This is a genomic window from Ruegeria sp. BHSB172, from assembly GCF_059613165.1.
Genome location: NZ_JBXWRZ010000009.1, coordinates 57,393 through 79,986 on the forward strand (window position 1 = coordinate 57,393; position 22,594 = coordinate 79,986).

The 22,594-nt window shown below is 61.9% G+C and carries 27 protein-coding genes; 13 read left to right on the forward strand and 14 right to left on the reverse strand.

Annotation, left to right across the window (positions count from 1 at the left end; genetic code table 11):
* Positions 1–11: 11 nt before the first annotated feature.
* A complete protein-coding gene (locus AC2FM3_RS07095) occupies positions 12–1,214 on the reverse strand; it encodes a pyridoxal phosphate-dependent aminotransferase (RefSeq protein ID WP_496680226.1) in 1,203 nt (400 codons plus the stop codon).
* A gap of 91 nt (positions 1,215–1,305) precedes the next feature.
* On the opposite strand from AC2FM3_RS07095, the gene AC2FM3_RS07100 reads away from it, so the two are divergent.
* The 3 genes from AC2FM3_RS07100 to AC2FM3_RS07110 all read left to right on the forward strand — a co-directional run bounded on the left by AC2FM3_RS07100 (position 1,306) and on the right by AC2FM3_RS07110 (position 2,525).
* Positions 1,306–1,695 carry a helix-turn-helix domain-containing protein gene (locus AC2FM3_RS07100; protein ID WP_496680228.1) on the forward strand — a complete coding sequence of 130 codons (390 nt, stop codon included), beginning with the start codon at positions 1,306–1,308 and terminating at the stop codon, positions 1,693–1,695.
* The gene (locus AC2FM3_RS07105; RefSeq protein WP_496680230.1) at positions 1,692–1,949 is read left to right on the forward strand and encodes a succinate dehydrogenase assembly factor 2; all 258 of its coding nucleotides are present in this window, start codon (positions 1,692–1,694) and stop codon (positions 1,947–1,949) included. The genes AC2FM3_RS07100 and AC2FM3_RS07105 overlap by 4 nt, the downstream gene beginning before the upstream one ends.
* Positions 1,950–2,027: 78 nt before the next feature.
* Positions 2,028–2,525 carry a MarR family winged helix-turn-helix transcriptional regulator gene (locus AC2FM3_RS07110; protein ID WP_496680232.1) on the forward strand — a complete coding sequence of 166 codons (498 nt, stop codon included), beginning with the start codon at positions 2,028–2,030 and terminating at the stop codon, positions 2,523–2,525.
* Here the strand turns inward: AC2FM3_RS07110 and AC2FM3_RS07115 are convergent.
* The 3 genes from AC2FM3_RS07115 to AC2FM3_RS07125 are packed head-to-tail and all read right to left on the reverse strand — an operon-like array spanning position 2,519 to position 4,367.
* Entirely contained in the window at positions 2,519–3,244 is a 726-nt protein-coding gene (locus AC2FM3_RS07115; RefSeq protein ID WP_496680234.1) for a DUF1194 domain-containing protein, read from the reverse strand. The two genes, AC2FM3_RS07110 and AC2FM3_RS07115, sit on opposite strands and share 7 nt — an antisense overlap.
* Entirely contained in the window at positions 3,241–3,942 is a 702-nt protein-coding gene (locus AC2FM3_RS07120) for a DUF1194 domain-containing protein (protein WP_496680236.1), read from the reverse strand. The genes AC2FM3_RS07115 and AC2FM3_RS07120 overlap by 4 nt, the downstream gene beginning before the upstream one ends.
* Entirely contained in the window at positions 3,939–4,367 is a 429-nt protein-coding gene (locus AC2FM3_RS07125) for a VOC family protein (RefSeq protein ID WP_496680237.1), read from the reverse strand. Before AC2FM3_RS07125 ends, AC2FM3_RS07120 begins: the two co-directional genes overlap by 4 nt.
* 175 nt (positions 4,368–4,542) lie before the next feature.
* Between AC2FM3_RS07125 and thyX the strand changes: the two genes are divergently transcribed.
* Positions 4,543–5,454, forward strand: a complete 912-nt coding sequence (gene thyX / locus AC2FM3_RS07130; RefSeq protein WP_496680239.1) for an FAD-dependent thymidylate synthase — start codon at positions 4,543–4,545, stop codon at positions 5,452–5,454.
* A gap of 157 nt (positions 5,455–5,611) precedes the next feature.
* Here the strand turns inward: thyX and AC2FM3_RS07135 are convergent, their stop codons facing one another.
* The gene (locus AC2FM3_RS07135) at positions 5,612–5,818 is read right to left on the reverse strand and encodes a cold-shock protein (RefSeq protein ID WP_496680240.1); all 207 of its coding nucleotides are present in this window, start codon (positions 5,816–5,818) and stop codon (positions 5,612–5,614) included.
* Positions 5,819–6,032: 214 nt separating this feature from the next.
* Between AC2FM3_RS07135 and AC2FM3_RS07140 the strand changes: the two genes are divergently transcribed.
* The gene (locus tag AC2FM3_RS07140; protein WP_496680241.1) at positions 6,033–6,350 is read left to right on the forward strand and encodes an ArsC/Spx/MgsR family protein; all 318 of its coding nucleotides are present in this window, start codon (positions 6,033–6,035) and stop codon (positions 6,348–6,350) included.
* 42 nt (positions 6,351–6,392) lie between these two features.
* Positions 6,393–6,761: a hypothetical protein gene (locus AC2FM3_RS07145; protein ID WP_496680243.1), complete on the forward strand. Its 369-nt coding sequence runs from the start codon at positions 6,393–6,395 to the stop codon at positions 6,759–6,761.
* 1 nt (position 6,762) lies between these two features.
* Here AC2FM3_RS07145 and AC2FM3_RS07150 read toward each other — a convergent pair whose 3' ends face one another.
* The 5 genes from AC2FM3_RS07150 to thrS all read right to left on the reverse strand — a co-directional run bounded on the left by AC2FM3_RS07150 (position 6,763) and on the right by thrS (position 11,463).
* Positions 6,763–7,290 (reverse strand): DoxX family protein, encoded by a 528-nt coding sequence (locus tag AC2FM3_RS07150; RefSeq protein ID WP_496680244.1) that lies wholly within the window; start codon positions 7,288–7,290, stop codon positions 6,763–6,765.
* Positions 7,287–8,051 (reverse strand): HvfC/BufC family peptide modification chaperone, encoded by a 765-nt coding sequence (locus AC2FM3_RS07155; RefSeq protein ID WP_496680245.1) that lies wholly within the window; start codon positions 8,049–8,051, stop codon positions 7,287–7,289. The genes AC2FM3_RS07150 and AC2FM3_RS07155 overlap by 4 nt, the downstream gene beginning before the upstream one ends.
* A complete protein-coding gene (gene bufB, locus AC2FM3_RS07160) occupies positions 8,048–8,902 on the reverse strand; it encodes an MNIO family bufferin maturase (protein WP_496680320.1) in 855 nt (284 codons plus the stop codon). Before bufB ends, AC2FM3_RS07155 begins: the two co-directional genes overlap by 4 nt.
* A gap of 77 nt (positions 8,903–8,979) precedes the next feature.
* On the reverse strand, positions 8,980–9,282 hold the full coding sequence (locus AC2FM3_RS07165; protein WP_496680247.1) for a BufA1 family periplasmic bufferin-type metallophore: 303 nt from the start codon (positions 9,280–9,282) through the stop codon (positions 8,980–8,982).
* 222 nt (positions 9,283–9,504) lie between these two features.
* Positions 9,505–11,463, reverse strand: coding sequence for a threonine--tRNA ligase (thrS, locus tag AC2FM3_RS07170; RefSeq protein ID WP_496680249.1), 1,959 nt, complete (start codon positions 11,461–11,463; stop codon positions 9,505–9,507).
* A gap of 220 nt (positions 11,464–11,683) precedes the next feature.
* On the opposite strand from thrS, the gene AC2FM3_RS07175 reads away from it, so the two are divergent.
* The 4 genes from AC2FM3_RS07175 (at position 11,684) to AC2FM3_RS07190 (ending at position 14,878) form a co-directional block, all read left to right on the forward strand.
* Positions 11,684–12,433: an alpha/beta fold hydrolase gene (locus tag AC2FM3_RS07175; protein ID WP_496680251.1), complete on the forward strand. Its 750-nt coding sequence runs from the start codon at positions 11,684–11,686 to the stop codon at positions 12,431–12,433.
* Positions 12,433–13,425 (forward strand): alpha/beta hydrolase, encoded by a 993-nt coding sequence (locus AC2FM3_RS07180; protein ID WP_496680252.1) that lies wholly within the window; start codon positions 12,433–12,435, stop codon positions 13,423–13,425. Before AC2FM3_RS07175 ends, AC2FM3_RS07180 begins: the two co-directional genes overlap by 1 nt.
* Before the next feature lie 46 nt (positions 13,426–13,471).
* Positions 13,472–14,086, forward strand: a complete 615-nt coding sequence (locus AC2FM3_RS07185) for a hypothetical protein (RefSeq protein WP_496680321.1) — start codon at positions 13,472–13,474, stop codon at positions 14,084–14,086.
* An 81-nt stretch (positions 14,087–14,167) separates the two neighbouring features.
* Positions 14,168–14,878, forward strand: a complete 711-nt coding sequence (locus AC2FM3_RS07190) for an alpha/beta fold hydrolase (RefSeq protein WP_496680254.1) — start codon at positions 14,168–14,170, stop codon at positions 14,876–14,878.
* Here the strand turns inward: AC2FM3_RS07190 and AC2FM3_RS07195 are convergent.
* Both AC2FM3_RS07195 and phaZ read right to left on the reverse strand, forming a co-directional pair.
* Positions 14,875–15,462, reverse strand: a complete 588-nt coding sequence (locus tag AC2FM3_RS07195) for a DUF6151 family protein (protein ID WP_496680256.1) — start codon at positions 15,460–15,462, stop codon at positions 14,875–14,877. The genes AC2FM3_RS07190 and AC2FM3_RS07195 overlap by 4 nt on opposite strands.
* Entirely contained in the window at positions 15,459–16,730 is a 1,272-nt protein-coding gene (phaZ, locus tag AC2FM3_RS07200) for a polyhydroxyalkanoate depolymerase (protein WP_496680257.1), read from the reverse strand. The genes AC2FM3_RS07195 and phaZ overlap by 4 nt, the downstream gene beginning before the upstream one ends.
* Before the next feature lie 111 nt (positions 16,731–16,841).
* On the opposite strand from phaZ, the gene AC2FM3_RS07205 reads away from it, so the two are divergent.
* From AC2FM3_RS07205 to phaR, 3 genes are all read left to right on the forward strand, one after another.
* Positions 16,842–18,644 (forward strand): PHA/PHB synthase family protein, encoded by a 1,803-nt coding sequence (locus AC2FM3_RS07205; protein WP_496680259.1) that lies wholly within the window; start codon positions 16,842–16,844, stop codon positions 18,642–18,644.
* 130 nt (positions 18,645–18,774) lie between these two features.
* Entirely contained in the window at positions 18,775–19,221 is a 447-nt protein-coding gene (locus tag AC2FM3_RS07210) for a phasin, PhaP (protein WP_490361999.1), read from the forward strand.
* Positions 19,222–19,356: 135 nt separating this feature from the next.
* Complete coding sequence (gene phaR, locus AC2FM3_RS07215; RefSeq protein ID WP_496680260.1) at positions 19,357–19,911, forward strand: polyhydroxyalkanoate synthesis repressor PhaR; 555 nt, start codon at positions 19,357–19,359, stop codon at positions 19,909–19,911.
* Between the two features lie 48 nt (positions 19,912–19,959).
* On the opposite strand, the gene AC2FM3_RS07220 is transcribed toward phaR, so the two are convergent.
* Together AC2FM3_RS07220 and AC2FM3_RS07225 are read right to left on the reverse strand one after the other, a co-directional pair.
* Positions 19,960–21,174: a DegT/DnrJ/EryC1/StrS family aminotransferase gene (locus AC2FM3_RS07220; RefSeq protein WP_496680261.1), complete on the reverse strand. Its 1,215-nt coding sequence runs from the start codon at positions 21,172–21,174 to the stop codon at positions 19,960–19,962.
* Between the two features lie 111 nt (positions 21,175–21,285).
* Complete coding sequence (locus AC2FM3_RS07225) at positions 21,286–22,590, reverse strand: NAD(P)/FAD-dependent oxidoreductase (protein WP_496680262.1); 1,305 nt, start codon at positions 22,588–22,590, stop codon at positions 21,286–21,288.
* Positions 22,591–22,594 lie beyond the last annotated feature (4 nt).

The following is a 22,594-nucleotide window of genomic DNA, read 5'->3' on the forward strand; positions in this document are numbered from 1 at the left end:
GGGTCTCGGGGTTATTTCAGGGAAGCGCAGAACCGCTGGATGCGGGTGCAGGCCTCGGTCAAGGCCTCGTCCGAGGTCGCGTAGCTGACGCGGAAATTCGGCGACAGGCCGAAAGCCGCGCCAAACACCACGGCCACATCGGCCTCTTCCAGCAAGGCCGTGGCAAAGGCCTCGTCGCTGTCGATGACCGTCCCGGCGGGCGTGGTCTTGCCGATCAGCCCGGCGATCGAGGGGTAGACGTAGAACGCGCCCTCGGGGGTGGGGCAGGTGATGCCCTCGATCTGGTTCAGCATGTCCACGACCAGATCGCGGCGGCGTTTGAACATCCCGTTATTCGGCGCAAGAAATTCCTGCGTGCCGTTCAGTGCCTCGACCGCGGCCCACTGGCTGATCGAACAGGGGTTCGACGTGGATTGCGACTGGATCTTGCGCATGGACGCGATCAACTCGACGGGGCCCGCGGCATAGCCGATGCGCCAGCCGGTCATGGCATAGGCCTTGGACACGCCGTTGCAGGTGAGCGTGCGATCATAGAGCCCCGGTTCGACCTGCGCGGGCGTGCAGAACTGAAACCCGTCATAGGCCAGATGTTCGTACATGTCGTCGGACATGACCCAGACATGGGGGTGACGCATCAGAACATCAGTCAGGGCCTTGAGCTCGTCCCACGAATAGCCCGCGCCGGTGGGGTTCGAGGGCGAGTTGAAGATGAACCACTTGGTCTTGGGCGTGATCGCGGCCTCGAGCTGTTCGGCGGTCAGCTTGAAGCGGTTTTCCAGCGTGGTTTCCACCGGCACCGGGGTGCCCCCGGCCAGCAGCACCATGTCGGGATAGCTGACCCAGTAGGGGGCGGGGATGATCACCTCGTCGCCCGGGTTCAGCGTGGCCATCAGCGCGTTGTAGAGCGTCTGCTTGCCGCCCGTGCCGACCGAGACCTGCGCGGGCGTGTAGTCCAGCCCATTGTCGCGCTTGAATTTGGCGCAGATGGCCTGTTTCAACTCGGGGATGCCGTCGGGTGCGGTGTATTTGGTCTTGCCCGCGGCGATGGCGGCGACGGCGGCGTCCTTGATGTTCTGCGGGGTGTCGAAATCGGGCTCGCCCGCGCTCAGGCCGATGACGTCGCGCCCGGCGGCCCGCAACTCGGCGGCCTTGGCCGTCATGGCGATGGTGGGCGAAGGTTTGACGCGCGACAGTGTCGCAGACAGAAAGCTCATGGACGGCCCCGTTTGTATGTTGGTCCCGACTGTCATAGGGTGCGCCCGAAACACGATCAAGCGATATGCATTTGCAGAACTGGAGAGTTTGATGAGCGACGAAACCGACTGGTTCGGACCCGAGGCGGCGACGTTCGGAGATCGTCTGGCCGGCGCACGCGAAGCCGCCGGCATGACCCAAGCCCAACTGGCGCGGAGATTGGGTGTCAAGAAGGCCACCGTGGTCGGGTGGGAAAACGACATGTCCGAGCCGCGGGCAAACAAGCTGTCGATGATGGCGGGCATGCTGAACGTGTCGATCATGTGGTTGCTGACCGGCGAAGGCGAGGGCGCGGGCGTGCCCGATCTTGTAGAAGGAGATGCCGAGCTGGCTCCGCTGGTTGCCGAGCTGCGTGCGATCCGCGGTGAGATGCGCGCCAGTTCCGAGCGGCTAGCGCGGGTGGAAAAGGCCTTGCGTTTGAAGCTGGAGAAAGGCGAATGACCGAAACGCGCGAAACCCGGATCAAACGGATGAAGATGCGGTCGATGCGACGTGGCATCAAAGAGATGGACATCATCCTGCAGGCCTATGCCGAGCGCAATCTGGATGCGATGGACGATGCTGGGCTGGACCGGTACGACGCGCTGCTGCATGAGAACGATCAGGATCTCTATCAGTGGGTCACCGGACAGGTTGCGCCGCCCGCTCCGTTTGAGGATTTGATCTCGGAAATCGCGCAAACCTTTCAAAAATGAGGAAAATCCGGATTTAACCGATTGTTCGGGATTTCGCGCCAAAGTTTCGAGAACAGCGCGACTGAATCGGAGGATCGGATGAGTTTGGAAATGCAGGTCTCCGCGCCGGGGGCCAAGGGGTTCATGTCCAGCTATCTGGAGGCGCTGGCCCTGGTCGAACGCCTGCATCGGCTGCTGCTGGATGTCATCAAGGACGAGTTCGAGCGGGTCGGTGTGCTGGAGATCAACGCCGTACAGGCTCTACTGTTGTTCAACATCGGCGATCACGAGGTGACGGCGGGTGAACTCAAAAGCCGCGGCTATTACCAAGGCAGCAATGTCAGCTACAACCTCAAGAAACTGGTCGAGATGGGGTATATGCACCATCAGCGTTGCGAGATCGATCGGCGCTCGGTCCGGGTTCGGCTGACCGAACGCGGGCGCGAGATTCGCGATATCGTGGCCAACCTGTTTGCACGCCACGCGGACGGGCTGCAGAGCAAAGGTGTCTTGGGCGCGGACGGAATCGAAGACATCACCAGCGCGCTGCGCCGGGTTGAGCGGTACTGGACGGACCAGATCCGCTATATCTACTGATCCGTGGCGGGCAGGCCCTGCGACAACACCAGCGCGTCAAGCTCGCGGATCAGCTTACGGGTCATGGCGTCCTCGTAGGCTTCGAACCCCAACGCAGTTTCGACGAACGCGCCGGGGCCCAATATGACCCAGGCATTGTAATAGGCTGAAAGCTCTCCGATCTGGACAAAGCGAGCGTCGCCGTTGCCGGGATCGTCGGCGCCGATCACCAAACCGTTGATCGTGAGGCCAGCGCTGCGCAGCGCTGACTTGGCCGTTCGCGGATGTGGGCCGACATTGTGCTTGCCGTCCCCCGACAGATCAAGCGTGCGCTTCCAGCAATCCGCTTGCCCAGCCAGAAGCCCGGCGCCGAACTGCATCGCAGCCCCCACCGCGGTGCCTTGTGGCGCCGACGAGCGGCGGGTGGCTTTCAGGCGTTCGGCGATGGCCTGCAGGTCGGACGAACTGCGCAGAGTGGTCCAGTCGATGAGCACGCGTTGAAAGCTGGTTTCGCTCCATTCGAAGACGGCAAGCCGGATCGGTGTGCTCGGGTCCGACAGGATGAGGTCTTGCACTTCGGGCCGCTGCAGGGCTGCCGCCAGCCCGTCCAGTTGCAATCGGTACTCACGGCTGTCGACCGAGCCCGAAACATCCAGCCCCAGCGCCAGTGCCTGTCGGCATTGGGCGGCAAGCGGGGTCGCGACCAGGCACATCAACAACGCCAGCGCTCGGACGATCATCGGACGGCCCTCTCCAGCGCGCCGATCTGCAGGCTGGTCAACTCGCGCTCCAGTTTGCGGCGCATGGCGCGTTCGAAGTCCTCGAATCCCTGGGCGATTTCCAGAAAGGCTCCGGGGCCGTGCAGGACGTTGTTTTCAAAGAACGGAATCAGGAACAGCTCGCCTTCGAAATCTGCGGCGTTGATGACCAACCCGTTGACCGTGACGTTTTCAAAGGGGAAATGGCGATAGGCGATCTGCGGGCCGTAGCCGTCATTGTTCGATCCGTCCCCCGACAGATCAATGGTCTGGAACAGGCAGGGCGGGGCTTGGCGCATCAAGGTTGCACCGTACCCCAGCGCGTGGCCCATGGCTGTGGCGGACCCGGCATCGGAGCGGGTGGAACGACCGATGCGCCGGGCCACATCGAGCAGATCGGCCCGGGTTTCGATCATCTGCCAGGGCAGGATGACATGCTGCGTGTTTCGCCCGCTCCACTCATAGGCGGCCAAGGCCACGGGCATGGGCGACGAAAAGAACGCCCGTTCAACCTCGGGCGCAACCAGCGCGGCGGCCAAGCCCTGACGCTGCAGCGCGTCCTCGGTTGCATCGACCGATACCGAGATGTCGAGTGCAAGCAGCAGTGCCAGGCGGCATTGCTCGGCCTGAACGGGGCCGGCCAAGGCGGCCAACCCCAAGGCTGTCAACCAGCGGATCACCAGTGGCCGGTGTTTTCCAAGCTGACCCAGGGCTCGGCCGGGGGCAGCGGTTCGCCGTTCTGCAACAGTTCGATCGAGATGTTGTCCGGCGAGCGCACAAAGGCCATGCGCCCGTCGCGCGGCGGGCGGTTGATGACGACGCCGTTGTCGGCGAGGTGCTGGCAGGTTTCATAGATATTGTCGACGCCATAGGCGATGTGCCCGAAATGGCGGCTGTCGCTGGGCAGACCATCATCGCCGTCCCAGTTGTAGGTCAGTTCAATCGGTGCGTCCTCCTGTCCCGGAGGTGCCATGAAGATCAACGAGAACCGCCCCTCTTCGCTGTCATAACGGCGGGTTTCCTGCAACCCCAGCAGCTTGTAGAACGCCATGGATTTGTCCAGGTCCTTCACTCGAACCATCGTGTGGAGGTATTTCAGCCCCATCGTGTTTTCCTTTTTTCAAGATGATCTGCGTCAGCTTAGCGCGCTGTCGGTGGGTGTCGAGGGGCGGGCAGGGCTCCATCCGAAAAATGCACAAAGCGCCGTACATATCGCGGTTTCGATGCCAGTGCTGCCGATATATAGTGTTAGACGACTCAATGCTGGAGAGGGAAATTTCATGCCGCTGTCTGCCGAACAACTGGCCGAAATCGAAGAACAACGCACCCAGACGCAGCCGACCCGTCGAGTCGTGGCGCCCGGCATGGAAGAGCATCTGTACACCGCACACCCGGTTCTGGACCACGGTTTCGTGCGGGTGATCGACTATATGGGCGACGACGCGGCGATCTGCCAGGCGGCGCGGGTCTCGTACGGCAAGGGCACCAAATCGGTGCAGAATGACGAGGGGTTGATCCGCTATCTGATGCGGCACTGGCACTCGACCCCGTTCGAGATGTGCGAGGTCAAGCTGCATGTCAAACTGCCGGTCTTCGTAGCACGACAGTGGATCCGGCACCGCACGGCGAATGTAAATGAATACTCCGCCCGCTATTCGATCCTTGACCGGGAATTCTACATTCCCGCGCCGGATCAATTGGCGGCGCAGTCGGCGGTCAACAATCAGGGCCGGGGAGAGGCGTTGCAGGGTGAAGAAGCTGCCCGCGTGCTGGACATTCTCAAGGCCGACAGCGCCCGCTGCTACGACAATTACGAAGCGATGATCAGCCAGGACGGCCAGCAGGGGCTGGCGCGCGAACTGGCGCGGATGAACCTGCCGGCCAACATCTACACGCAGTGGTACTGGAAGGTGGACTTGCATAACTTGTTCCATTTCCTGCGGTTGCGGGCCGACCCGCATGCGCAATACGAAATCCGGGTCTATGCCGAAACCATGTGCAAAATCGTGGCTGACTGGGTTCCGTTCGCCTACAAGGCGTTCGAGGACTACCGCCTGGGTGCGGTCAACTTGTCAGCGCAGATGGTCGAAGCACTGCGGCGCATGCTGCAAGGTGAGGCGGTGACACAGGAGAACTCGGGCATGACCGCGCGCGAGTGGCGGGAGTTCGAGGCGGTGATCCGCAACACCTAGCCACGCAGCCTGTCTGGGCAACGTCATGACCGCTTCGCAAACAGCCGACCCGGTCAAAAAACCGGCGCAGGGCATAGGGGGCGGTAGAGGAGCGGTCAACGGCCCGCAAATTGGCCGTCGACCTTGTTTCAGGGCGCCGCCCGGACGGGCGGACCGATTACATGGGCTTCAAATCACCCGCCATTTGGCGGCCGTCGCGTCCGTCCTGCAACTCGTACGAGACTTTCTGATTGTCGGCGAGTCCGGTCAGGCCGGATCGTTCTACGGCCGAGATATGAACAAACACATCCTTGCCACCCTCATCAGGGGCAATAAAACCATAGCCTTTGGTCGTATTGAACCACTTCACGGTGCCAGTAGGCATAATTCCGTGTCTCCTTCTCCTTGCGCGTCACCCTGCAAAATGACAGGGCATAGTCAAAGCGACCACCAATCGACGCAGTTCCGAGCGAACGAGACGGCGTAAATTATGTGTTTCGCCTTTTTCAACATTGCACGGTGCGGTAAAAAATCAAGGAATACTGGGCCAGGCACTGCGTTTTGCCCGAAATTGGATCAAAAACCAAAGAGGACCGGCCATGCGCCTTTATGGTCTCAAGACCTGTGACACTTGCCGCAAGGCGTTGAAATCGCTTCCGGATGCCGAGTTTGTAGATGTGCGCTTGCAAGGCGTGCCGGCCGATGTACTGGCGCGGGCATTTGCGCGTTTCGGCGACACCTTGCTCAACACCCGTTCAACGACCTGGCGCGGATTGGACGCGGCCGCGCGCGCGCGTCCGGTTCTGGAACTGCTGGCTGACCACCCCACGCTGATGAAGCGGCCGCTGATCGAAAACGGGGCCGAGATGTATCTGGGCTGGACCCCGCAGACCCAAGCCGGCCTTGGCATTGTCTGAGAGGGTGCCTATCTGTCACGACGCAACAGCAAGGAAGACAGCATGCGAAACGCAGCCATGATCCTGGGGGTCATCGCCGGGCTGGTCGGAATGATCGTCGGGTTTTTCGGGTACGGGTTCGTCGAATTGGTGGATCGCTATGGCGAGATTGAAGGTCTGGCCGAGCAGGTGGAGAACCCGGAACTGATCAAGACGGCCTCGATCTTTGCGCCGATGCTGGCGATTGCCGGGGGTGCGATGGCGCACGCCCGGGCTTTGGTGGCGGGGGTCTTGCTGCTGATTTCCGCGGCGGGAATGTACTACGCCTTTGGCTTTGGCGTGTTTACCATGTTCCCCATTGCCTTCGCCGGCGTCGCGGGGCTGCTTGGGATCGCCGCGGGCAAGCCGGACGAACCCAAGGCGCATTTCTAGGTCATTTCAGGCGGAGAACCCGATCGAGCGAGAGCGGGCCCGCGCCGTTGATCACGATAACCACGAACAGGAAGGTCCACATAACCCGCTGATCCATCAGGGTGATGGTGTTGTCGAACAGACTGCCCAGCTTGACCCCATGCCCGGTGACATCGGTGAATGTCTGCACCCAGACGAACCCGATCATGCCCAGGGCGGCAAGGCGAGTGAACAGCCCCACCAGCAGCAATGCTGGCAGGATGAACTCGGCCCACGTGCCGGCGACGGCAACGGGCCAGGTAAAGAACCCAAGCTGCGAGCTGTCATAGCCGACGGCCTCCATCGCCTTGGGGAAGATCTGCACATAGGCCCCGTCCGAAGGGAAAAGGAACCCAAAAAAGCCGCTGCCCAGCTTGGTCATGGCCGAGTTCCAGTAATAGACCAGAAGAACCGCAGCAAAGGTCAGCCGCGCCACTGTCGGCGTCAGCCAGCTCGAGGCGTGGTCCAGCTTACCGAATGCGGAATTGTGCAGAGAAATTAGGGCAGTCATGTTTCCGGCCTTTCGATGGTGACAGAAGTGATCGCATTGCCCTGCAGCAGCAGTGCCAGGGTGGCACCCAGGTCGAATGCGGGCGTCCGAGCGGTGGTTGTCTCGAAGGCCTGGCCAATGGTCCGGCCGGCCTGAATGGCGGTGATCCAGTCGAGCCCGCCGGGGGGCAGCAGGTGCGGCGACGGGTCGAATTCAGCGCGCGTGATCAGCACGTCCTGCGCACCGGGCTCGGGCTTTGGCGCGCCGTCTTCGGTGTTGAACAACCAGATGGCGTAAATGGGCCAGTCGGACCGGATCAGCTGCATGGCCTGGGCAATGCCCAGCCGGGCCTGCATCAAGTCCTGGGGCGGCAGGGTGGCCAGCACGTCGGGCGCGATCGGCTGGCTGTCGGCGGCGTGGTACGACCGGCGCAGGGCGAGCTCAAGTCGCGCCACGTCGGGCAAATAGCCCAGATGCGCCAGTTGCTTGGTGTCGGCGAGAAATTCGGGGAAGCTCTCGCCATAGAACATCATCAGCGGGGAGGTCGGCGGGTGCTGACGCAGGTAGAGCCCGGCCAGACCGTCCATGTTCTGCGGACCCAGCAGCTTGGTTATGACCGGAAATGCCTGGTGCATGGCTTCGGTCAGCGACACGGCTACGTTGTTGCGATAGACGCTGAAGCGGCGTCCGGCGGGGCGGGCCTGGTCGTCCAGCAACCCGTCGGGCACGGGGGCTGCCGGGTCCAGCAAGGCCGCCCGGAATTCCGATTGCGAAACGCTCATGCCGGGATCCGGTCCAGCGCGGATTGCGCGCGTTCAGCCTCGGCGCGCAGGGTGGGCCAGTCGGGCACGTCATTGTCCCATTCGATCAGCACGGGTTTGGGGCCTGATTGGTCGAGCACATAATCCAGCAAAGCCCAAACCGGGTCGACGACGGCGCGGCCGTGGCTGTCGATCAGCAGGGGTTGCCCATGGTCGTCCTCGTCCTCGTCGTGGCCACCCAGGTGGATCTCGCCAACCTGGTCCACAGGGTAGGCGTCGATATAGGCCTGCGGGCTGTAATTCAGATTGGTGGCCGAGACGAAAACATTGTTGACGTCCAGCAGTAGGCCACATCCGGTCCGGCGTGCGACCTCGCGCAAGAAGTCGGGTTCAGACCACGTGCTTTCGGCAAAAGCGAGATAGCTGGACGGATTTTCCAGCAGCATCTGCCGGCCCACCGTCTCTTGTACCTGATCGATATGATCGCAGATGCGCGCCAGTGTGGCGTCTGTATAGGGCAGGGGCAGCAGATCGTTCAGGAACTGGCTGTCATGGGTGGACCATGCCAGATGTTCTGAAAAGCTGGCCGGGTTCAGCCAGCCCACAAGGTGTTTCAATCGGTCCAGGTGCTCGGCGTCCAGCGGTCCTTCGCCGCCGATCGACAGGCCCACGCCATGCACCGAGATGGGAAACCGTTCGGCAAGGTGACGCAGTTGCGCCAGGGGGCGACCGCCGTCGCCCATGTAGTTTTCGGCGTGAATTTCCAGCCAGCCGACTGGACCGGGCTGCGCCAGAAGGTCGGCAAAGTGCTGAGGCTTGTAGCCAACACCGGGCGCGGCGGGCAAATGGTTTACTTTACGGGCGTCATCCAACAAGGGCCTGATCCTTTCCGGCAAAAAAGAGGGCGGGCAATTTGAAAACGCCCGCCCTTGTAAACCGTCAGGCAGTCTTATGCGGGCAGGTCACGCTCGAGCGGTTCCAGTGAGCCCTTGCGGGGTGTTCCGTCCGCAGCTTTGGGCAGTTCGATATCGGTGCAGGTGCCTGCATCGACCAGCGTCCAGGCATTGCCCTGGTAATCGACGGTCGAGGTGCCGGCGCAAGTGGTGCCCGGACCAGCGGCACAGTCATTCTGACCGGCCTTCGAGATGCCATAGCACTTTTCCTTGGCCTGTGCGGCTGCGGTGGTGGCAGTGCCGGCAACGGCTGCTGCAACGGCGCTTGCGATTACGAGGGTTTTGGCGGTGTTCGACATCTCAGGTAATCCTTTTCGTGATTGCGTATGTCTGCTTGTGACATTGACAAAGGTAACGGCTGACACCTCTCTGTTGAATTCACGAGCCCGTGTCTCACGGCTGTGTCAGGGAACGTTAATGCCCCTTGCAAGTTAACGCACTGTAATAAATTAGGAAATCCAAAAATGTTTCAGTCCGGCCCCGTGCTGAGGGCCGGATTTTCTGCAAGGCGGAGCCGATTGTTACAGAAGATCGGGCGGCGTGGCCGCGCGCGCCAGCTCTTTTGTTACATCCTCGAGCGACTGGACACGGGTCTGCTTCTCGCCCAGGCGGCGGACGCTGACGGTACGCTCTTCGACCTCGCGGTGGCCCACGGCCAGGATCACCGGGACCTTGCCGACCGAATGCTCGCGGACCTTGTAGTTGATCTTCTCGTTGCGGATGTCGGCCTCGGCGCGGACACCGGCGGCCTTGAGCGTTTTGACCACTTCCAGAACGTAGTCATCGGCCTCGGAGGTGATCGAGGCGACGACGACCTGCCGGGGCGCCAGCCAGAAGGGCAGCTTGCCGGCGTGTTCCTCGATCAGGATGCCGATGAACCGTTCGAACGAACCCAAACAGGCGCGGTGCAGCATCACCGGACGGTGCTTGGCCCCGTCGGCGCCGATATAGGTCGCGTCCAGCCGTTCGGGCAGCACGAAATCGACCTGGAAGGTGCCGCATTGCCAATCACGCCCGATCGCGTCGGTCAGCACGAATTCCAGCTTCGGCCCATAGAAGGCACCTTCGCCGGGGTTCAGTTCCGGCTCGACCCCTGCGGCGCGCGTGGCGGTCAGAAGGGCCTCTTCGGCCTTGTCCCAGACCTCGTCCGAGCCGGCGCGCTGTTCGGGGCGGTCCGAGAATTTCACCTTGAAACTGTCAAAGCCCAGATCCTTGTAGACATCGGTTAGAAATCCGATAAAGCGGGCACATTCGTCGCCAATCTGGTCCTCGGTCGCGAAGATATGGGCGTCGTCCTGGGCAAACCCGCGGACCCGCATGATGCCATGCAACGCGCCCGAGGGTTCGTAGCGTGCGCAGGATCCGAACTCGGCCATGCGCAGCGGCAGGTCGCGATAGGATTTCAGACCCTGCTTGAAGATTTCCACGTGGCAGGGACAGTTCATCGGTTTGAGCGCGTTCACGGCCTTTTCGCGGGCGTGTTCCTCGTCGACTTCGACGATGAACATGTTCTCCTGGTACTTGTCCCAGTGGCCCGAGCGTTCCCACAGCTTGCGGTCCACCACCTGCGGGGTGTTGACCTCGACATAGCCGCCGCGTCGCTGCTGGCGGCGCATGTAGTCCTGCAGCTGGGTGTAGATCGTCCAGCCGTTGGGGTGCCAGAAGATCTGGCCCGGGGCCTCTTCCTGCATGTGGAACAGGTCCATCTCGCGGCCCAGCTTGCGGTGGTCGCGTTTGGCGGCCTCTTCCAGCATGTGCAGGTGCGCCTTGAGCTTTTCCTTGCCAGTGAAGGCCACGCCGTAGATGCGTTGCAGCATCGGGCGGTTGCTGTCGCCGCGCCAGTAGGCGCCGGCGATGGACATCAGCTTGAACGCGTCGCCGGGCAGTTGGCCGGTATGCTGCAGGTGCGGGCCGCGGCAGAGATCCTGCCAATGGCCGTGCCAGTACATGCGCACCGGTTCGTCACCGGGGATCGCCTCGACCAGCTCGACCTTGTAGGGCTCGTTGTTGGCCTTGTAGAATTCGATGGCGCGCTCGCGCTCCCAGATCTCGGTGGTGACCGGGTCGCGCTTGTTGATGATCTCTTTCATCTTTTTCTCGATGAGGCCGAGATCTTCGGGCGTGAACGGCTCTTCGCGGTCGAAGTCGTAGTACCAGCCGTTTTCGATGACCGGGCCGATGGTGACCTTGGTGGCGGGCCAGATTTCCTGCACCGCGCGGGCCATCACGTGGGCAAAGTCGTGGCGGATCAGTTCGTTGGCCTGGGCCTCGTCCTTCATCGTGTGGATGGCGATTTCGGCATCCTGTTCGATGGGCCACTGCAGGTCCCAGTGCTGGCCGTTGACGGTGGCCGAGATGGCCTTTTTCGCCAGCGAGGTGGAGATGTCGGCAGCGACCTCGGCCGGCGTGACGCCTGCCGCGTAGGATCGGGAATTGCCATCTGGGAAGGTAAGAGAGACGGATTTTGAATCCAGGGCCATGATCTGGCTCTCCTCGTCGGTTTGGCGCCCACAGAACGCCCGGTTGCGGGTTATGGTGTCGGGCCCGTGTGGCAGGTGGTGGTGTCTGTGTCAAGGGTGAGGGGCGAGGGGCGCTGCCCCTCGCGCTCCTCGGGATATTTGAGGCCAGATGAAGAGGGGGGCGGGGAATTGCACTTGGGCGCGGCGCGTGCATGATGCTGGAAAAGCAAGTGAGGGTTTCATGGCAGCGACGACATTTCTGGAAACGCCGCAGGGGCGGCGGCTGGCCTATCACAAGAGCGAAGGGGTGGGGCCCACGGTCGTTTTTCTGGGTGGTCTGAAGTCGGACATGGAGGGCACCAAGGCGGTGCATCTGGAGGACTGGGCGCGGGCGCGTGGGCAGGCCTATCTGCGGTTCGACTACTCCGGGCATGGCGAAAGTTCCGGCCGGTTCGAGGAAGGTTGCATCGGGGATTGGCACGAGGACACGGTTGCGGCGGTTTCAGCGCTGACCCAGGGGCCGCTTATCGTGGTGGGTTCGTCCATGGGCGGGTGGCAGGCGCTGTTGCTGGCGCGGACCATGCCCGAGCGGATCGCCGGCATGGTCACCATCGCGGCGGCGCCGGACTTCACCGAGGACGGCTATTGGGCCTCGTTCAGCGACGAACAGAAACAGGCGCTGGCGACGGTGGGGCATGTTGAGTTGCCCTCGGATTACATGGAGCCCTACATCATCACCAAGCGGATGATCGAGGATGGCCGGTTGCGGCTGGTGTTGCGGTCGCCATTGAACCTGCCTTTTCCTGTGCGGTTCCTGCAAGGCACGGCGGATACGGCGGTTTCGGTCGACACCGCTGTACGGCTGCTCGACCATGCCAGCGGGCCGGACATGCGGCTGTTGCTGGTCAAGGATGCGGATCACCGGTTCTCGGACGGGCCGTGCCTGGGGCTGATCGAGGATGCGGTTCGCGACGTGATGGGGGCCAATTGATGTGGCGGCTGGGGCGGTTTCTCGGGCGGGCCTTGCTGGCGTTGGTGGTGGTCGGCGGGCTGATCTACTGGTTCGGCCCGCGCGAAGAGGTAGATCTGCACCCGCGGTTCGATCCGCGCAAGTTCGGCGAGGGGGTTCAGGTCTATTTCGAAAGCATCGAGTCCGCCTATGACGATATCGTGCCGGGTGTCGAAAAGCGGGTCATCTGGCAGGACGGATTCAAGGAACGGCGCACGCCTTATTCGGTGCTCTATGTGCACGGGTTCTCGGCCTCGTCCGAGGAAATCCGCCCGGTGCCAGACAGGATCGCCGACGCGCTGGGGGCCAATCTGGTCTATACGCGCCTGCAGGGGCACGGGCGCGGGTCGGATGCGATGGCCGAGGGGACGGCCTCGGGCTGGATGCGGGACATAGCCGAAGGTCTGGCCGCCGCCCGCGCCGTGGGCGAGGAGGTCATCGTGATCTCGACCTCGACCGGGGGGACCCTGGCGGCAGCCGCGGCGTTGGACCCCGAGCTGAGCAAGGATGTGGTCGGGATGGTGTTCATCTCGCCCAATTTCGGGGTGCAGGCGGCCGGATCCTGGATACCGTCACTGCCTTGGGCGCGCAGTTGGCTGCCGTTGCTGATGGGGGAAACCCGCGACGTGTCGGGCGACGATGCCGAACGGAACACGTACTGGACGTTGGTCTATCCGTGGGAGGCCGTGGTGCCGATGTCGGTGCTGGTCGACCGGGTGCGGGCGCTGGATTTCTCCAGGGCGTTGGTGCCGGCGCTGTTCTGGTTTTCGGATGAGGACAAGATCGTGCGGCCGGACCTAACGCGCAAAGTCGCCGCCGCATGGGGCGTGCCTGCAACCGTGCACACAGTGACAATGGGGCCGGGTGACGACCCCTATTCGCATGTGGTTGCGGGGCGGCTGACCTCGCCCGGGCAGGACGCGGCCACGGTGCAGGGTATTCTGGACTGGCTAGGGGCGCTGGGGGTCGAATAGGCCATTTGCCAGCGGACAGAGGTGGAGAATGCGCAAGCCGGGCAGCATGTGGAGCCTTGAGGCGCTCGGCCGGGTGCGGCTGTCGCGGCATTTCTTCTTGCGCGATTTCCTGTATTCCGAAATCGGGAATTTTCACGCCCGGCCGAACATTCCCGAGGATCCCGACCTTGCAATCAAAACGGGGCGGGCGCTGTGCGAAACCTTGCTGGACCCGCTCGAGGAGACCTTTGGCCGGGTTGCCGTGCGCTCGGGCTATCGCTCGCCCTCGCTGAACCGCTTCGGCAACGAGAACAAGCTGAACTGCGCCCGCAACGATCATCCGTTGGAATGCCACATCTGGGACCGGGGACGGGGGGATGCGCGGATCGCGGGGGCGTCGGTAGTGATCCCATGGTTCGCGGACCGGTACGCGCAGGGCCGCGATTGGCGCGATCTGGCGTGGTGGATGCACGATCATCTGGATTATTCCGAGATCTGGTTCTTTCCCAAGCTTTGCGCGTTCAACCTCGTGTGGCGGCCCGTTCCGCTGCGCCGGATCGACAGTTACATCGCTCCGCGCGGCAGCCTGTTGCGGGCCGGAGCGGAGCCGGACGAGCCACCCGACGCACGGCGTGCGCGGTATGCCGATTTCCCGCCGTTCCGGGGTATCTGCTACCCGTGATTTTTGGCCTTGCCCGGCGATGCGCAACCTTTCATCCTGACGAAAACGCCGACGCATTCGGCAGACAAAAGGAGGCCCCGCGTGATCGAGCCGCTGGTGCTTTTGCCCGGTCTGATGGGTGATGCCCGACTGTTTCAGCCGCAGATCGCCCAGCTGTCGCGGGATCGGGCGGTGACGGTCGCGCCCATCGGCGGCGGGGATCGGACCGAGGAAATCGCCTCGGGGTTACTGGACCAGTTGCCTCACCGCTTTGCGCTAGCCGGGCTGAGCATGGGCGGCGTTGTCGCGCTGGAATTGGTGCGGCGGGCGCCAGACCGGGTGACGCGGCTGTGCTTGATGGCCACCGATGCGCAGGCCGACACCCCCCAGATCGCCGCGAACCGCGAAGAGTTGATCGTTGGGGCGCAGGCCGGACGCCTGCAGGAAGTGATGCGCAAGGTCATCGGAACCAACATCTTGGCGCCGGGGCCGCAGCGCCTTCCCATACTGGACGACATGCTGCAGATGGCGACCGAACTGGGGCCGGACCTGTTCGTGCGCCAGATGCGCGCGCTTCAACGGCGCCCGGATCAGCAGGGTACCCTGCGCCGGATCAAGGTGCCGACGCTGGTTTTGTGCGGGGCGCATGACACGCTGACGCCGGTACGCAAGCACAGCTTTATGGCCGAACTGATCCCCGAAGCCGTCTTGCACGTTGTGAATGACTCCGGGCATCTGCCCACGCTTGAGGCGCCCGAGGAAACGACTGCCGCGCTGATCGACTGGTTGAATATTCCGTTGCGGATTTTCTAGTCGTAGAGGGCCGCGCGTTCTTCGCGGGTGATCACATGCGGCAGCGCGACCGGTTCGCCTGTCTCGGTATCGAAAAACGGGGTCTGCCGCCAACGACCGGATAGGCGCGCGCCCAGCACGCGCCGGATCATGCCCAGAACGGCCGGGCCCGGTTTTTCATGTTTCCACTTGCCGTTGCTCTGCGGAACATAAGCGCGGGTCTTTACCGGACCCAGCGGTTCAGGGTCGGCAAACCGGGCCACGTCAAAGCCGGCAAACGGAAGTTTCGGGCTGCTGGTGGTGGTAGCCAGCGGGGCGTTGCAGCATTTAGCGTACCAGCGAAACAACCCCTTGGGGCCAAGGCGCATCACCGCCAGGTTCTCGGCTCCCATGGAGATGTGTATGTATTCTGGAGACATCTGGAATATGTCCACCGGGCCGGGCGCGGGATCGGGCTGGCCGAAAAAGAGCTGCCCGGCCCGGCAATCGGGGCAATAGCAGACGACATGGGTGCCCGTGGCCAAGCCTTTGGCGCTGACCTCGCCGCTCAGCCCGCCGCAGGTGCAGGCGAAGGTCAGCGACGTGGCTTTGGCGCCGGTTATCACGCGACCTTGTTGCTGTTGGCGGCGCGGCGTCTCGGCTTGCGGCTGTTTTCGTTCATGAACTCAATGACCAGCGGGCGGATGTTGTCGCGCCAGCTGCGCCCGGCGAAGATGCCGTAATGCCCGGCGCCGGGTTCGACATGGCTGGCCTTCTTGCTGTCGGGCAGGCCGGTGCACAGATCCAGCGCCGCGATGCACTGGCCGGGCGCCGAGATGTCGTCATTGGCGCCTTCCACCGTTTTGACCGCTACATCGGTGATTTTGCCGATATCCACCTTGTGGCCATCCACGACGAACTCGTTCCGCGCGATTTCGCGGTTCTTGAAAACACGCTCGACTGTGGAAAGGTAGAATTCGGCGGTCATGTCCATCACGGCGAGATATTCATCATAAAACCGGTTGTGGGCGTCGTGGTCCGATGCTTCGTCACGCATCACGCGGTGGATCTGGTCCGAGAAAGCCTTGCCATGGCGCTCGGCATTCATCGACATGAAAGATGCCAGCTGCAACAGGCCGGGATAAACCATCCGGCCGACCCCTTTGTATTTAAAGCCCACGCGCTGGATCATCGTTTCCTCAAGCTGGCCCATGGTCACGCGGCGGCCGAAATCGGTGACTTCGGTCGGCGTGGCGTCAGGATCGACGGGGCCGCCGATCAAGGTCAGGGTGCTGGGCTGCGCCTTGGGATCCTTCTCGGCGAGGTAGGCGGTGGCGGCCAAGGTCAGCGGCGCGGGTTGGCAGACGGCCACCACATGGGTGTCGGGCCCCAGCTCCTTCATGAAATCGACAAGGTAGAGGGTGTAGTCCTCGATATCGAACTTGCCTTCGGACACGGGGATGTCGCGCGCGTTATGCCAATCGGTGATGTAGACTTCGCAATTGACAAGCAGGCTTTTGACGGTCGAGCGCAGCAGCGTGGCGTAGTGCCCCGACATCGGCGCAACCAAAAGCACCTTGCGCGGTTGCTCTTCGCGGCCATTCACGCGAAAGTGGATGAGATCGCCGAAGGGGCGTTCAAGCACGGAGGTGACTTCCACCAGATGATCTTTGCCGTCCTCGCAGGTAAATGTTCGGATGCCCCAGTCGGGCTTGGCGACCATGCGTTTGAAGGTGCGTTCCGTGACTTCACCCCAGGCCGCCATCCAGTTGAACACCGGATTGGGAACCATCGCAAAGGCGGGGTAGGAGGCAAATGTGCTTGCGGTTGCACCAAGCCATTGATTGGTGTTCCGCATCGACTCCATCAGGTCGTAGGTCATCATATAGCGCATGGATTTGGCCTCCTGAATGTCAGCCTGAAAGTTCGGACCATTCGCCGCTTTGCCCCCCGGTTCCCACGACGATATTCTGCACAGCAGCGAGGTTAGGGGGGATTTGTTTAAATGACAACAAGCGAAGGCAAGATGCCGGAAATGACCGACGAACACCTTGAACGGCTTCAAGAAAACATGATGAAAGTCGAGGCGCTGTCGAAGCGACTGGTCGAGGTTATGGCGTCCAGAAAACCTCACAATCCCGCGCTGGATGTCCCGAATCACGAAGTTTTGGCAAAGGCGGCAACGGCTTACTGGACCGAGGCGCTGCAGAACCCGGCCAAGCTGCTGGAACAGCAGATCGAATACTGGGGCAAGTCCGTTTTGAATTTTGCTGCAGCGCAGCAATCGCTGCTGAGCGGAGACGACGACGTGGAAACCGGCGCGCCGCGTGACAAGCGGTTTGCGAATCCGCTGTGGGACAAGAACCCCTATTTCCGTCTGGTGCTTCAGCAATACCTGACCAATGCCGAGGCAATCGCACAGGCCGTCGATTCCGTCGAGGATCTGGACGAAAAAGACAAGCGACGCCTGCGCTTCATGGCGCAGCAGATCGTCGACATGATGTCGCCCACCAATTTCCTGCCGACCAACCCAGACGCCCTGCAAAAGGCGATCGAGACCGACGGCCAGTCGTTGATTCAGGGGCTTGAGAACCTGGTGGCCGATCTCGAGGCCAATGACGGCGCGCTGGTGGTGAAACTGGCCGACGAAAAAGCATTCGAGGTGGGGGGCAACCTGGCAACCACACCGGGCCAGGTAGTGTATCGCAACCGGATGATGGAGTTGATCCAATATGCGCCAGCCACCGAAACGGTGCACGAGATCCCGATCGTTCTGTTCCCGCCGTGGATCAACAAATTCTACATTCTGGACATGAAACCCGAAAACAGCCTGATCAAATGGATCACCGAGCAGGGTTATACCCTGTTCGTGGTTAGTTGGGTCAATCCCGATGCCAGCTATGCCGAAACCGGCATGGAGGACTATATTCAGGACGGCTACCTGACCGCGATCGAAGAGGCTAAGAAGATCTGCAAGGTCAAGCAAGTGAACGCTGTCGGCTATTGCATTGCGGGCACCACGCTGGGCCTGACTTTGTCGCTGCTGAAACAGCGGGGTGACAAATCGATAAAATCCGCAACCTTCTTTACCGCGCTGACGGATTTTTCCGATCAGGGCGAGTTCACGCCGTTCCTGCAGGAGGACTTCATTGAAGAGATCGAAGAGGAGGTGAACCGCATCGGCGTTTTGCGGTCATGGATCATGGCGCGGACCATGTCCTTTCTGCGGGCGCGTGATCTGGTCTATGCCCCTGCGGTGCGCAGTTACATGATGGGGGAAACGCCGCCGGCATTCGACCTGCTGTATTGGAACGGCGATGGGGCCAACCTGCCGGCCAAGATGGTGGTGCAGTATCTGCGGGGCCTGTGTCAGCGCAACGAGTTCGTCACCGACGGGTTCGAGTTGATGGGCCACAAGCTGCATGTGCGCGACGTGGATGTGCCGCTGATGGCAATCACCTGCGAGACCGACCACATCGCCGCTTGGAAGGATTGCTACCGGGGGGTCCAGCAGATGGGGTCTCGGTCGAAGAGCTTCGTGGTGTCCGAATCCGGCCATATCGCGGGCATCGTGAACCCGCCCAGCAAGAAGAAATACGGTCACTACACCAATGACGACCTGAAGGCGGATGCCGACACCTGGATGAAAGAAGCCTCCTTCCACGAGGGCTCGTGGTGGCCGCGCTGGGAGGCGTGGTTGAAAAAGCGTTCAGGCAAGCAGGTTCCCGCGCGTACGCCTGCTGATTCGGACCATCTACCGCTGGCCCCGGCGCCCGGCACCTATGTCGTGGCCAAGCCAAAGGTCTGATTTCATTCTGAAACCTAAAATATTTCTGCGACGCAGCAAAAAATGCTTGAAATGCTGCGTTGCGGCATTCATATTGTCCTCAAGCTGAAGAACCCGGGGTGGGCCCGGACTGGCTGAAAGGATTAGACCAATGGCAAAGACCCAAGACTTTACCGCGACCCTGAAGGAAATGATGGGTGCTTTCCCGGTGGATACCACCGCAATGGAAAATGCGTTCAAATCGACCGCGACCCTGAACGAGAAACTGTCCGGCGTTGCGCTGGAAGCCGCCGAGAAATCGGCCGAGATCTCGAGCAAGTGGACCAAGGACACCCTGGCCAAGCTGGCCGAGATGTCGAAAGCCAAGGCCGAGCCGGCTGACTACGCAAAAGCGGCAACCGACTTCGCCAGCGCTTCGGCCGAAGTCGCGGCTGAGAACCTGGCCGCTTTCGCTGAAATCGCCAAGAAGCTGCAGTCGGAAACCGTCGAGCTTCTGATGGCTGCCGGCAAGGAAGCTGCGGAAGAAACCACCGCAGCCGTCAAGAAAGCCACCAACGAAGTGACCGCTGCCGCTAAGAAAGCAACGGCCGCCAAGTAAGCAAGACCCGCGAAACGCACCCATCCCTCCCAACCGGTGCAATCGCTAGGGGCAGGTCCTGTGACCTGCCCTTTCTTTTTGTGCTGCGGTCGCATAACCTCTGCTGCAACGCATCATCCTTGGGGAGGGCAAACGGTGTCGGACAAAGAAAAACCTCTGCTGATCAAGCGCTATGCCAGCCGTCGGCTGTATAACACCGAGACCAGTGACTATGTCACGCTCGAGGACATCGCGGGATTCATCCGCGACGGGCGCGAGGTGCAGATCATCGACCTGAAGACCGGGGATGACCTGACCCGCCAGTATCTGCTTCAGATAATTGCCGAACATGAAAGCCGCGGCGAAAACGTGCTGCCGGTAAACGTGCTGAACGATCTGGTGCGCAGCTACATGCTGCCGGGCGGGGGCATGATGCCGCAATTCCTGCAATCCAGCTTTGAGATGCTTCGCGAAAGTCAGACCAAGATGATGGAGAACATGAACGCCATGAACCCCATGAGCAACATGCCGGGGTTCGAGGCGCTTCAGGCGCAGCAGCAGGCGTTTCTGAAGGCCATGACAGGCGGTTTGTCAGGCGGATGGTCGGGGCCTGAAAAGGACGAGAACGCCAAGCCCGAGTCCAAAGAAGACTTGGACGACATCAAGAAACAACTGGCCGAGCTGCAGCAGAAACTGTCCAAGCTCAGCTGATACCAGACAGGCCCGGATGACCCGGGCCTTTTGTCTCTGGCGTTGAGCTCAGGTGCCGAAGGCCACTTCGGGCGCGGTAACCTCGCCGACCGAGGCCAGGATGATGTCGGCGATTACATCCAGTTCCGCGCGGGTTAGGCGCACGGGAAGGCGCACATCACAGGCCGACATCAGCATTGCGCGCGTTCGAGGCAGCTCGACCTGCTCGGGCAGAAACTGCCAATTCCAGAAGGCGCGGGCATTGTCCTCGCTCAGACCAAAGACCTGCACCTTGACGCCACGGCCCTCGGCTGCAGCGGCAAATGCCTTGATCTGGTCTTTGTTCAGGTCGACCAGGTTGAATTGGATCGAATCCGGCGCACGTCGTTCCGGTGTCAGCGGGTCGGGTACGTGAATATGCGGCGAGCTGTTCAGGCGCTGCGCCACATAGTCGTGGTTGGCCAGCCCGTCGCGCACCCGCCGCGCCAATTCGGGCAACTGCGGCCGTATCACTGCCGCGCTGAGGTTGCTCATACGCAGATTGTAAAGCGGCAGCTTGTTCTGCCATCGGGCAAAAGCCTGCTCCAGATCGGCCGTATTCTGGCCATGCGGGCCTTTGTGTTTCTTCCAATTGTGCTCGTAGGCGCCCGACATGATCACGGCGCCGGCGACGAGGTCGGCGTCGTCGGTGACAAGGATGCCGCCTTCGCCCGCGTTGATCATCTTGTAGGACTGGAACGAGAAACAGCCCACCTTGCCGATTGTGCCGATGTTGCGGCCATGCCAGGTCGTGCCCAGCGAGTGGGCTGCGTCCTCTATCACCGGGATGTCGCGCATGTCGCACAGCGCCATGATCGCGTCCATGTCCGAGGTATGGCCGCGCATGTGGCTGATGATAACCGCCTGAACGCCGTCGAGCTTGGTCGCGAAATCGTCGATGTCGATGCGGTAATTTTCACCCACCTCGCACAGGACCGGAACGCAGTCGGCATGCACCACCGACGAGGGCACCGCCGCAAAGGTAAAGCCGGGGATCAGCACCCGCGCGTCCCGCGGCAGCCCCAGCGCCTTGAGCGACAGGAACAGTGCGGCCGAACAGGACGACACAGCCAGCGCGAATTTGCTGCCGAGCAATTCGGCGAACTCTGACTCGAGCAGGGCAACCGGCGCGTCCTGCGGCGCGGTATAGCGGAACAGGTCCCCGGATTGCATCAGGGATTCGATCGCGTCTTTGGCAGCGGCAGGGATGGGTTCGGCGTCGTGGACGTTGGGTGGCAGCGTCATATTTGAAAATTCCAAAGGTTATCTGTGGAAAAGATAAAATGAAAGATCGCGCAAACCAAGCTTTCATTCGCCTGTTGGGCGAAATTTCACCGAACTGTCACAAGTCTCGGGTCAAAGGCCCAGCCGATCACGCAGGGCATACCATGTCATTGCCAGCACCAGCAGAGGGCTGCGCAGGGCCGAGCCGCCGGGAAAAGGCAGAGCGGGCACGCGGGCCATCGTGTCGAACCCTTCGGCCTGACCCTGGATGGCCAGCGCCATCAACTGACCGGCATGGGTTGCAGTGCCGACCCCGTGACCGGAATAGCCCGAGGCAGACAGGATGTTCGGCGCCAAGCGTGTCAGGTAGGGCATCCGCCGCATTGTGATGGCCAGCGTGCCGCCCCAGGCATAGTCGATCCGAACGTCACGCAGATGCGGAAAGATCTCGGTCATCGGTTTGCGGACCTTGGCGGCGATGTCGGATGGAAAGCGATAGCCATAGCTCTCGCCACCGCCGAACAACAGCCGCCCATCGGCGCTGAGCCGGAAATAGTTCACCACGAATTTTGTGTCGGCAACCGCCACATCCTGCGTCAAAACCTTTGCAGTCTCGGCGCCCAGAGGTTCTGTTGCGGCGATGAAATTGTTGATCGGCATGACCCGCGCCGCGACCTTGCGGTTCAGGTTGCCCAGATAGCCATTGCAGGCCAGAACCAGATGGTCGGCCGTGACCGAACCCTGTTCGGTGCGAACGGTGACGCGCGGGCCTTCTTCGATGCCCAGAACCTCGGTGTTTTCGTGCAGCATCAGACCGGCGGCCAAGGCGGCCTCGGCCAGGCCAAGCGCAAAGTTCAGCGGGTGCAGATGGGCCGCGCCCCTGTCCAGATAGCCGCCCGCATAGGCCGGCGAGGGGCAGAGCGCGCGCCCGGATTCGGCATCCAGAAGCTCGATCTGGTCATAGCCATAGGCGGTTTTCAGGTGCTTGGCGTGGGCGTGCAATTCGCCCCGTTCGCCGTCGCTGAAGCCTAGCGTGGCGATGCCCGGTTTCAGGTCGCAATCGATGCCGTGGCGTTCGATCAAGGATTTGACCAGCGTCTTGGCGTCTTCGGCCAGATCCCACAGCTTGGCCGCGTCGTCGCGCCCGACCAGTTTTTCCAGATCTTCCTGATCCATGCGCTGGGCGCTGCCCAGTTGCCCGCCGTTGCGCCCCGAAGCGCCGAAACCCACGCGATGCGCCTCAAGCAAGACCACCCTGAACCCAGCCTCGGCCAGATGCAGCGCGGTCGACAGACCCGTATACCCTCCACCGACGATGCACACGTCGGCTGTGACATCGCCGCGCAGCGACTCGGTTGGGGTTCGCGGGTGCGCGGTGGCGGCATACCAACTGGGTGGGTAAGTGCCGCGTTTGTCATTGCTGTACAGCAGATTCATGGCG

Excerpts from the sequence above, each read along its gene's own strand:
- AC2FM3_RS07115 (WP_496680234.1), bottom strand. The coding sequence starts at position 3,244 with ATGATCGTCCGAGCGCTGGCGTTGTTGATGTGCCTGGTCGCGACCCCG.
- AC2FM3_RS07165 (WP_496680247.1), bottom strand. The coding sequence starts at position 9,282 with ATGTCGAACACCGCCAAAACCCTCGTAATCGCAAGCGCCGTTGCAGCA.
- AC2FM3_RS07210 (WP_490361999.1), top strand. The coding sequence starts at position 18,775 with ATGGCAAAGACCCAAGACTTTACCGCGACCCTGAAGGAAATGATGGGT.
- phaZ (WP_496680257.1), bottom strand. The coding sequence starts at position 16,730 with ATGCGCTATATGATGACCTACGACCTGATGGAGTCGATGCGGAACACC.
- thyX (WP_496680239.1), top strand. The coding sequence starts at position 4,543 with ATGCCGCTGTCTGCCGAACAACTGGCCGAAATCGAAGAACAACGCACC.
- AC2FM3_RS07175 (WP_496680251.1), top strand. The coding sequence starts at position 11,684 with ATGGCAGCGACGACATTTCTGGAAACGCCGCAGGGGCGGCGGCTGGCC.
- AC2FM3_RS07225 (WP_496680262.1), bottom strand. The coding sequence starts at position 22,590 with ATGAATCTGCTGTACAGCAATGACAAACGCGGCACTTACCCACCCAGT.
- AC2FM3_RS07185 (WP_496680321.1), top strand. The coding sequence starts at position 13,472 with ATGTGGAGCCTTGAGGCGCTCGGCCGGGTGCGGCTGTCGCGGCATTTC.
- AC2FM3_RS07150 (WP_496680244.1), bottom strand. The coding sequence starts at position 7,290 with ATGACTGCCCTAATTTCTCTGCACAATTCCGCATTCGGTAAGCTGGAC.
- AC2FM3_RS07095 (WP_496680226.1), bottom strand. The coding sequence starts at position 1,214 with ATGAGCTTTCTGTCTGCGACACTGTCGCGCGTCAAACCTTCGCCCACC.
- AC2FM3_RS07205 (WP_496680259.1), top strand. The coding sequence starts at position 16,842 with ATGACAACAAGCGAAGGCAAGATGCCGGAAATGACCGACGAACACCTT.
- AC2FM3_RS07105 (WP_496680230.1), top strand. The coding sequence starts at position 1,692 with ATGACCGAAACGCGCGAAACCCGGATCAAACGGATGAAGATGCGGTCG.
- AC2FM3_RS07180 (WP_496680252.1), top strand. The coding sequence starts at position 12,433 with ATGTGGCGGCTGGGGCGGTTTCTCGGGCGGGCCTTGCTGGCGTTGGTG.
- AC2FM3_RS07110 (WP_496680232.1), top strand. The coding sequence starts at position 2,028 with ATGAGTTTGGAAATGCAGGTCTCCGCGCCGGGGGCCAAGGGGTTCATG.
- AC2FM3_RS07145 (WP_496680243.1), top strand. The coding sequence starts at position 6,393 with ATGCGAAACGCAGCCATGATCCTGGGGGTCATCGCCGGGCTGGTCGGA.
- AC2FM3_RS07155 (WP_496680245.1), bottom strand. The coding sequence starts at position 8,051 with ATGAGCGTTTCGCAATCGGAATTCCGGGCGGCCTTGCTGGACCCGGCA.
- AC2FM3_RS07100 (WP_496680228.1), top strand. The coding sequence starts at position 1,306 with ATGAGCGACGAAACCGACTGGTTCGGACCCGAGGCGGCGACGTTCGGA.
- thrS (WP_496680249.1), bottom strand. The coding sequence starts at position 11,463 with ATGGCCCTGGATTCAAAATCCGTCTCTCTTACCTTCCCAGATGGCAAT.
- AC2FM3_RS07140 (WP_496680241.1), top strand. The coding sequence starts at position 6,033 with ATGCGCCTTTATGGTCTCAAGACCTGTGACACTTGCCGCAAGGCGTTG.
- AC2FM3_RS07220 (WP_496680261.1), bottom strand. The coding sequence starts at position 21,174 with ATGACGCTGCCACCCAACGTCCACGACGCCGAACCCATCCCTGCCGCT.
- AC2FM3_RS07125 (WP_496680237.1), bottom strand. The coding sequence starts at position 4,367 with ATGGGGCTGAAATACCTCCACACGATGGTTCGAGTGAAGGACCTGGAC.
- AC2FM3_RS07135 (WP_496680240.1), bottom strand. The coding sequence starts at position 5,818 with ATGCCTACTGGCACCGTGAAGTGGTTCAATACGACCAAAGGCTATGGT.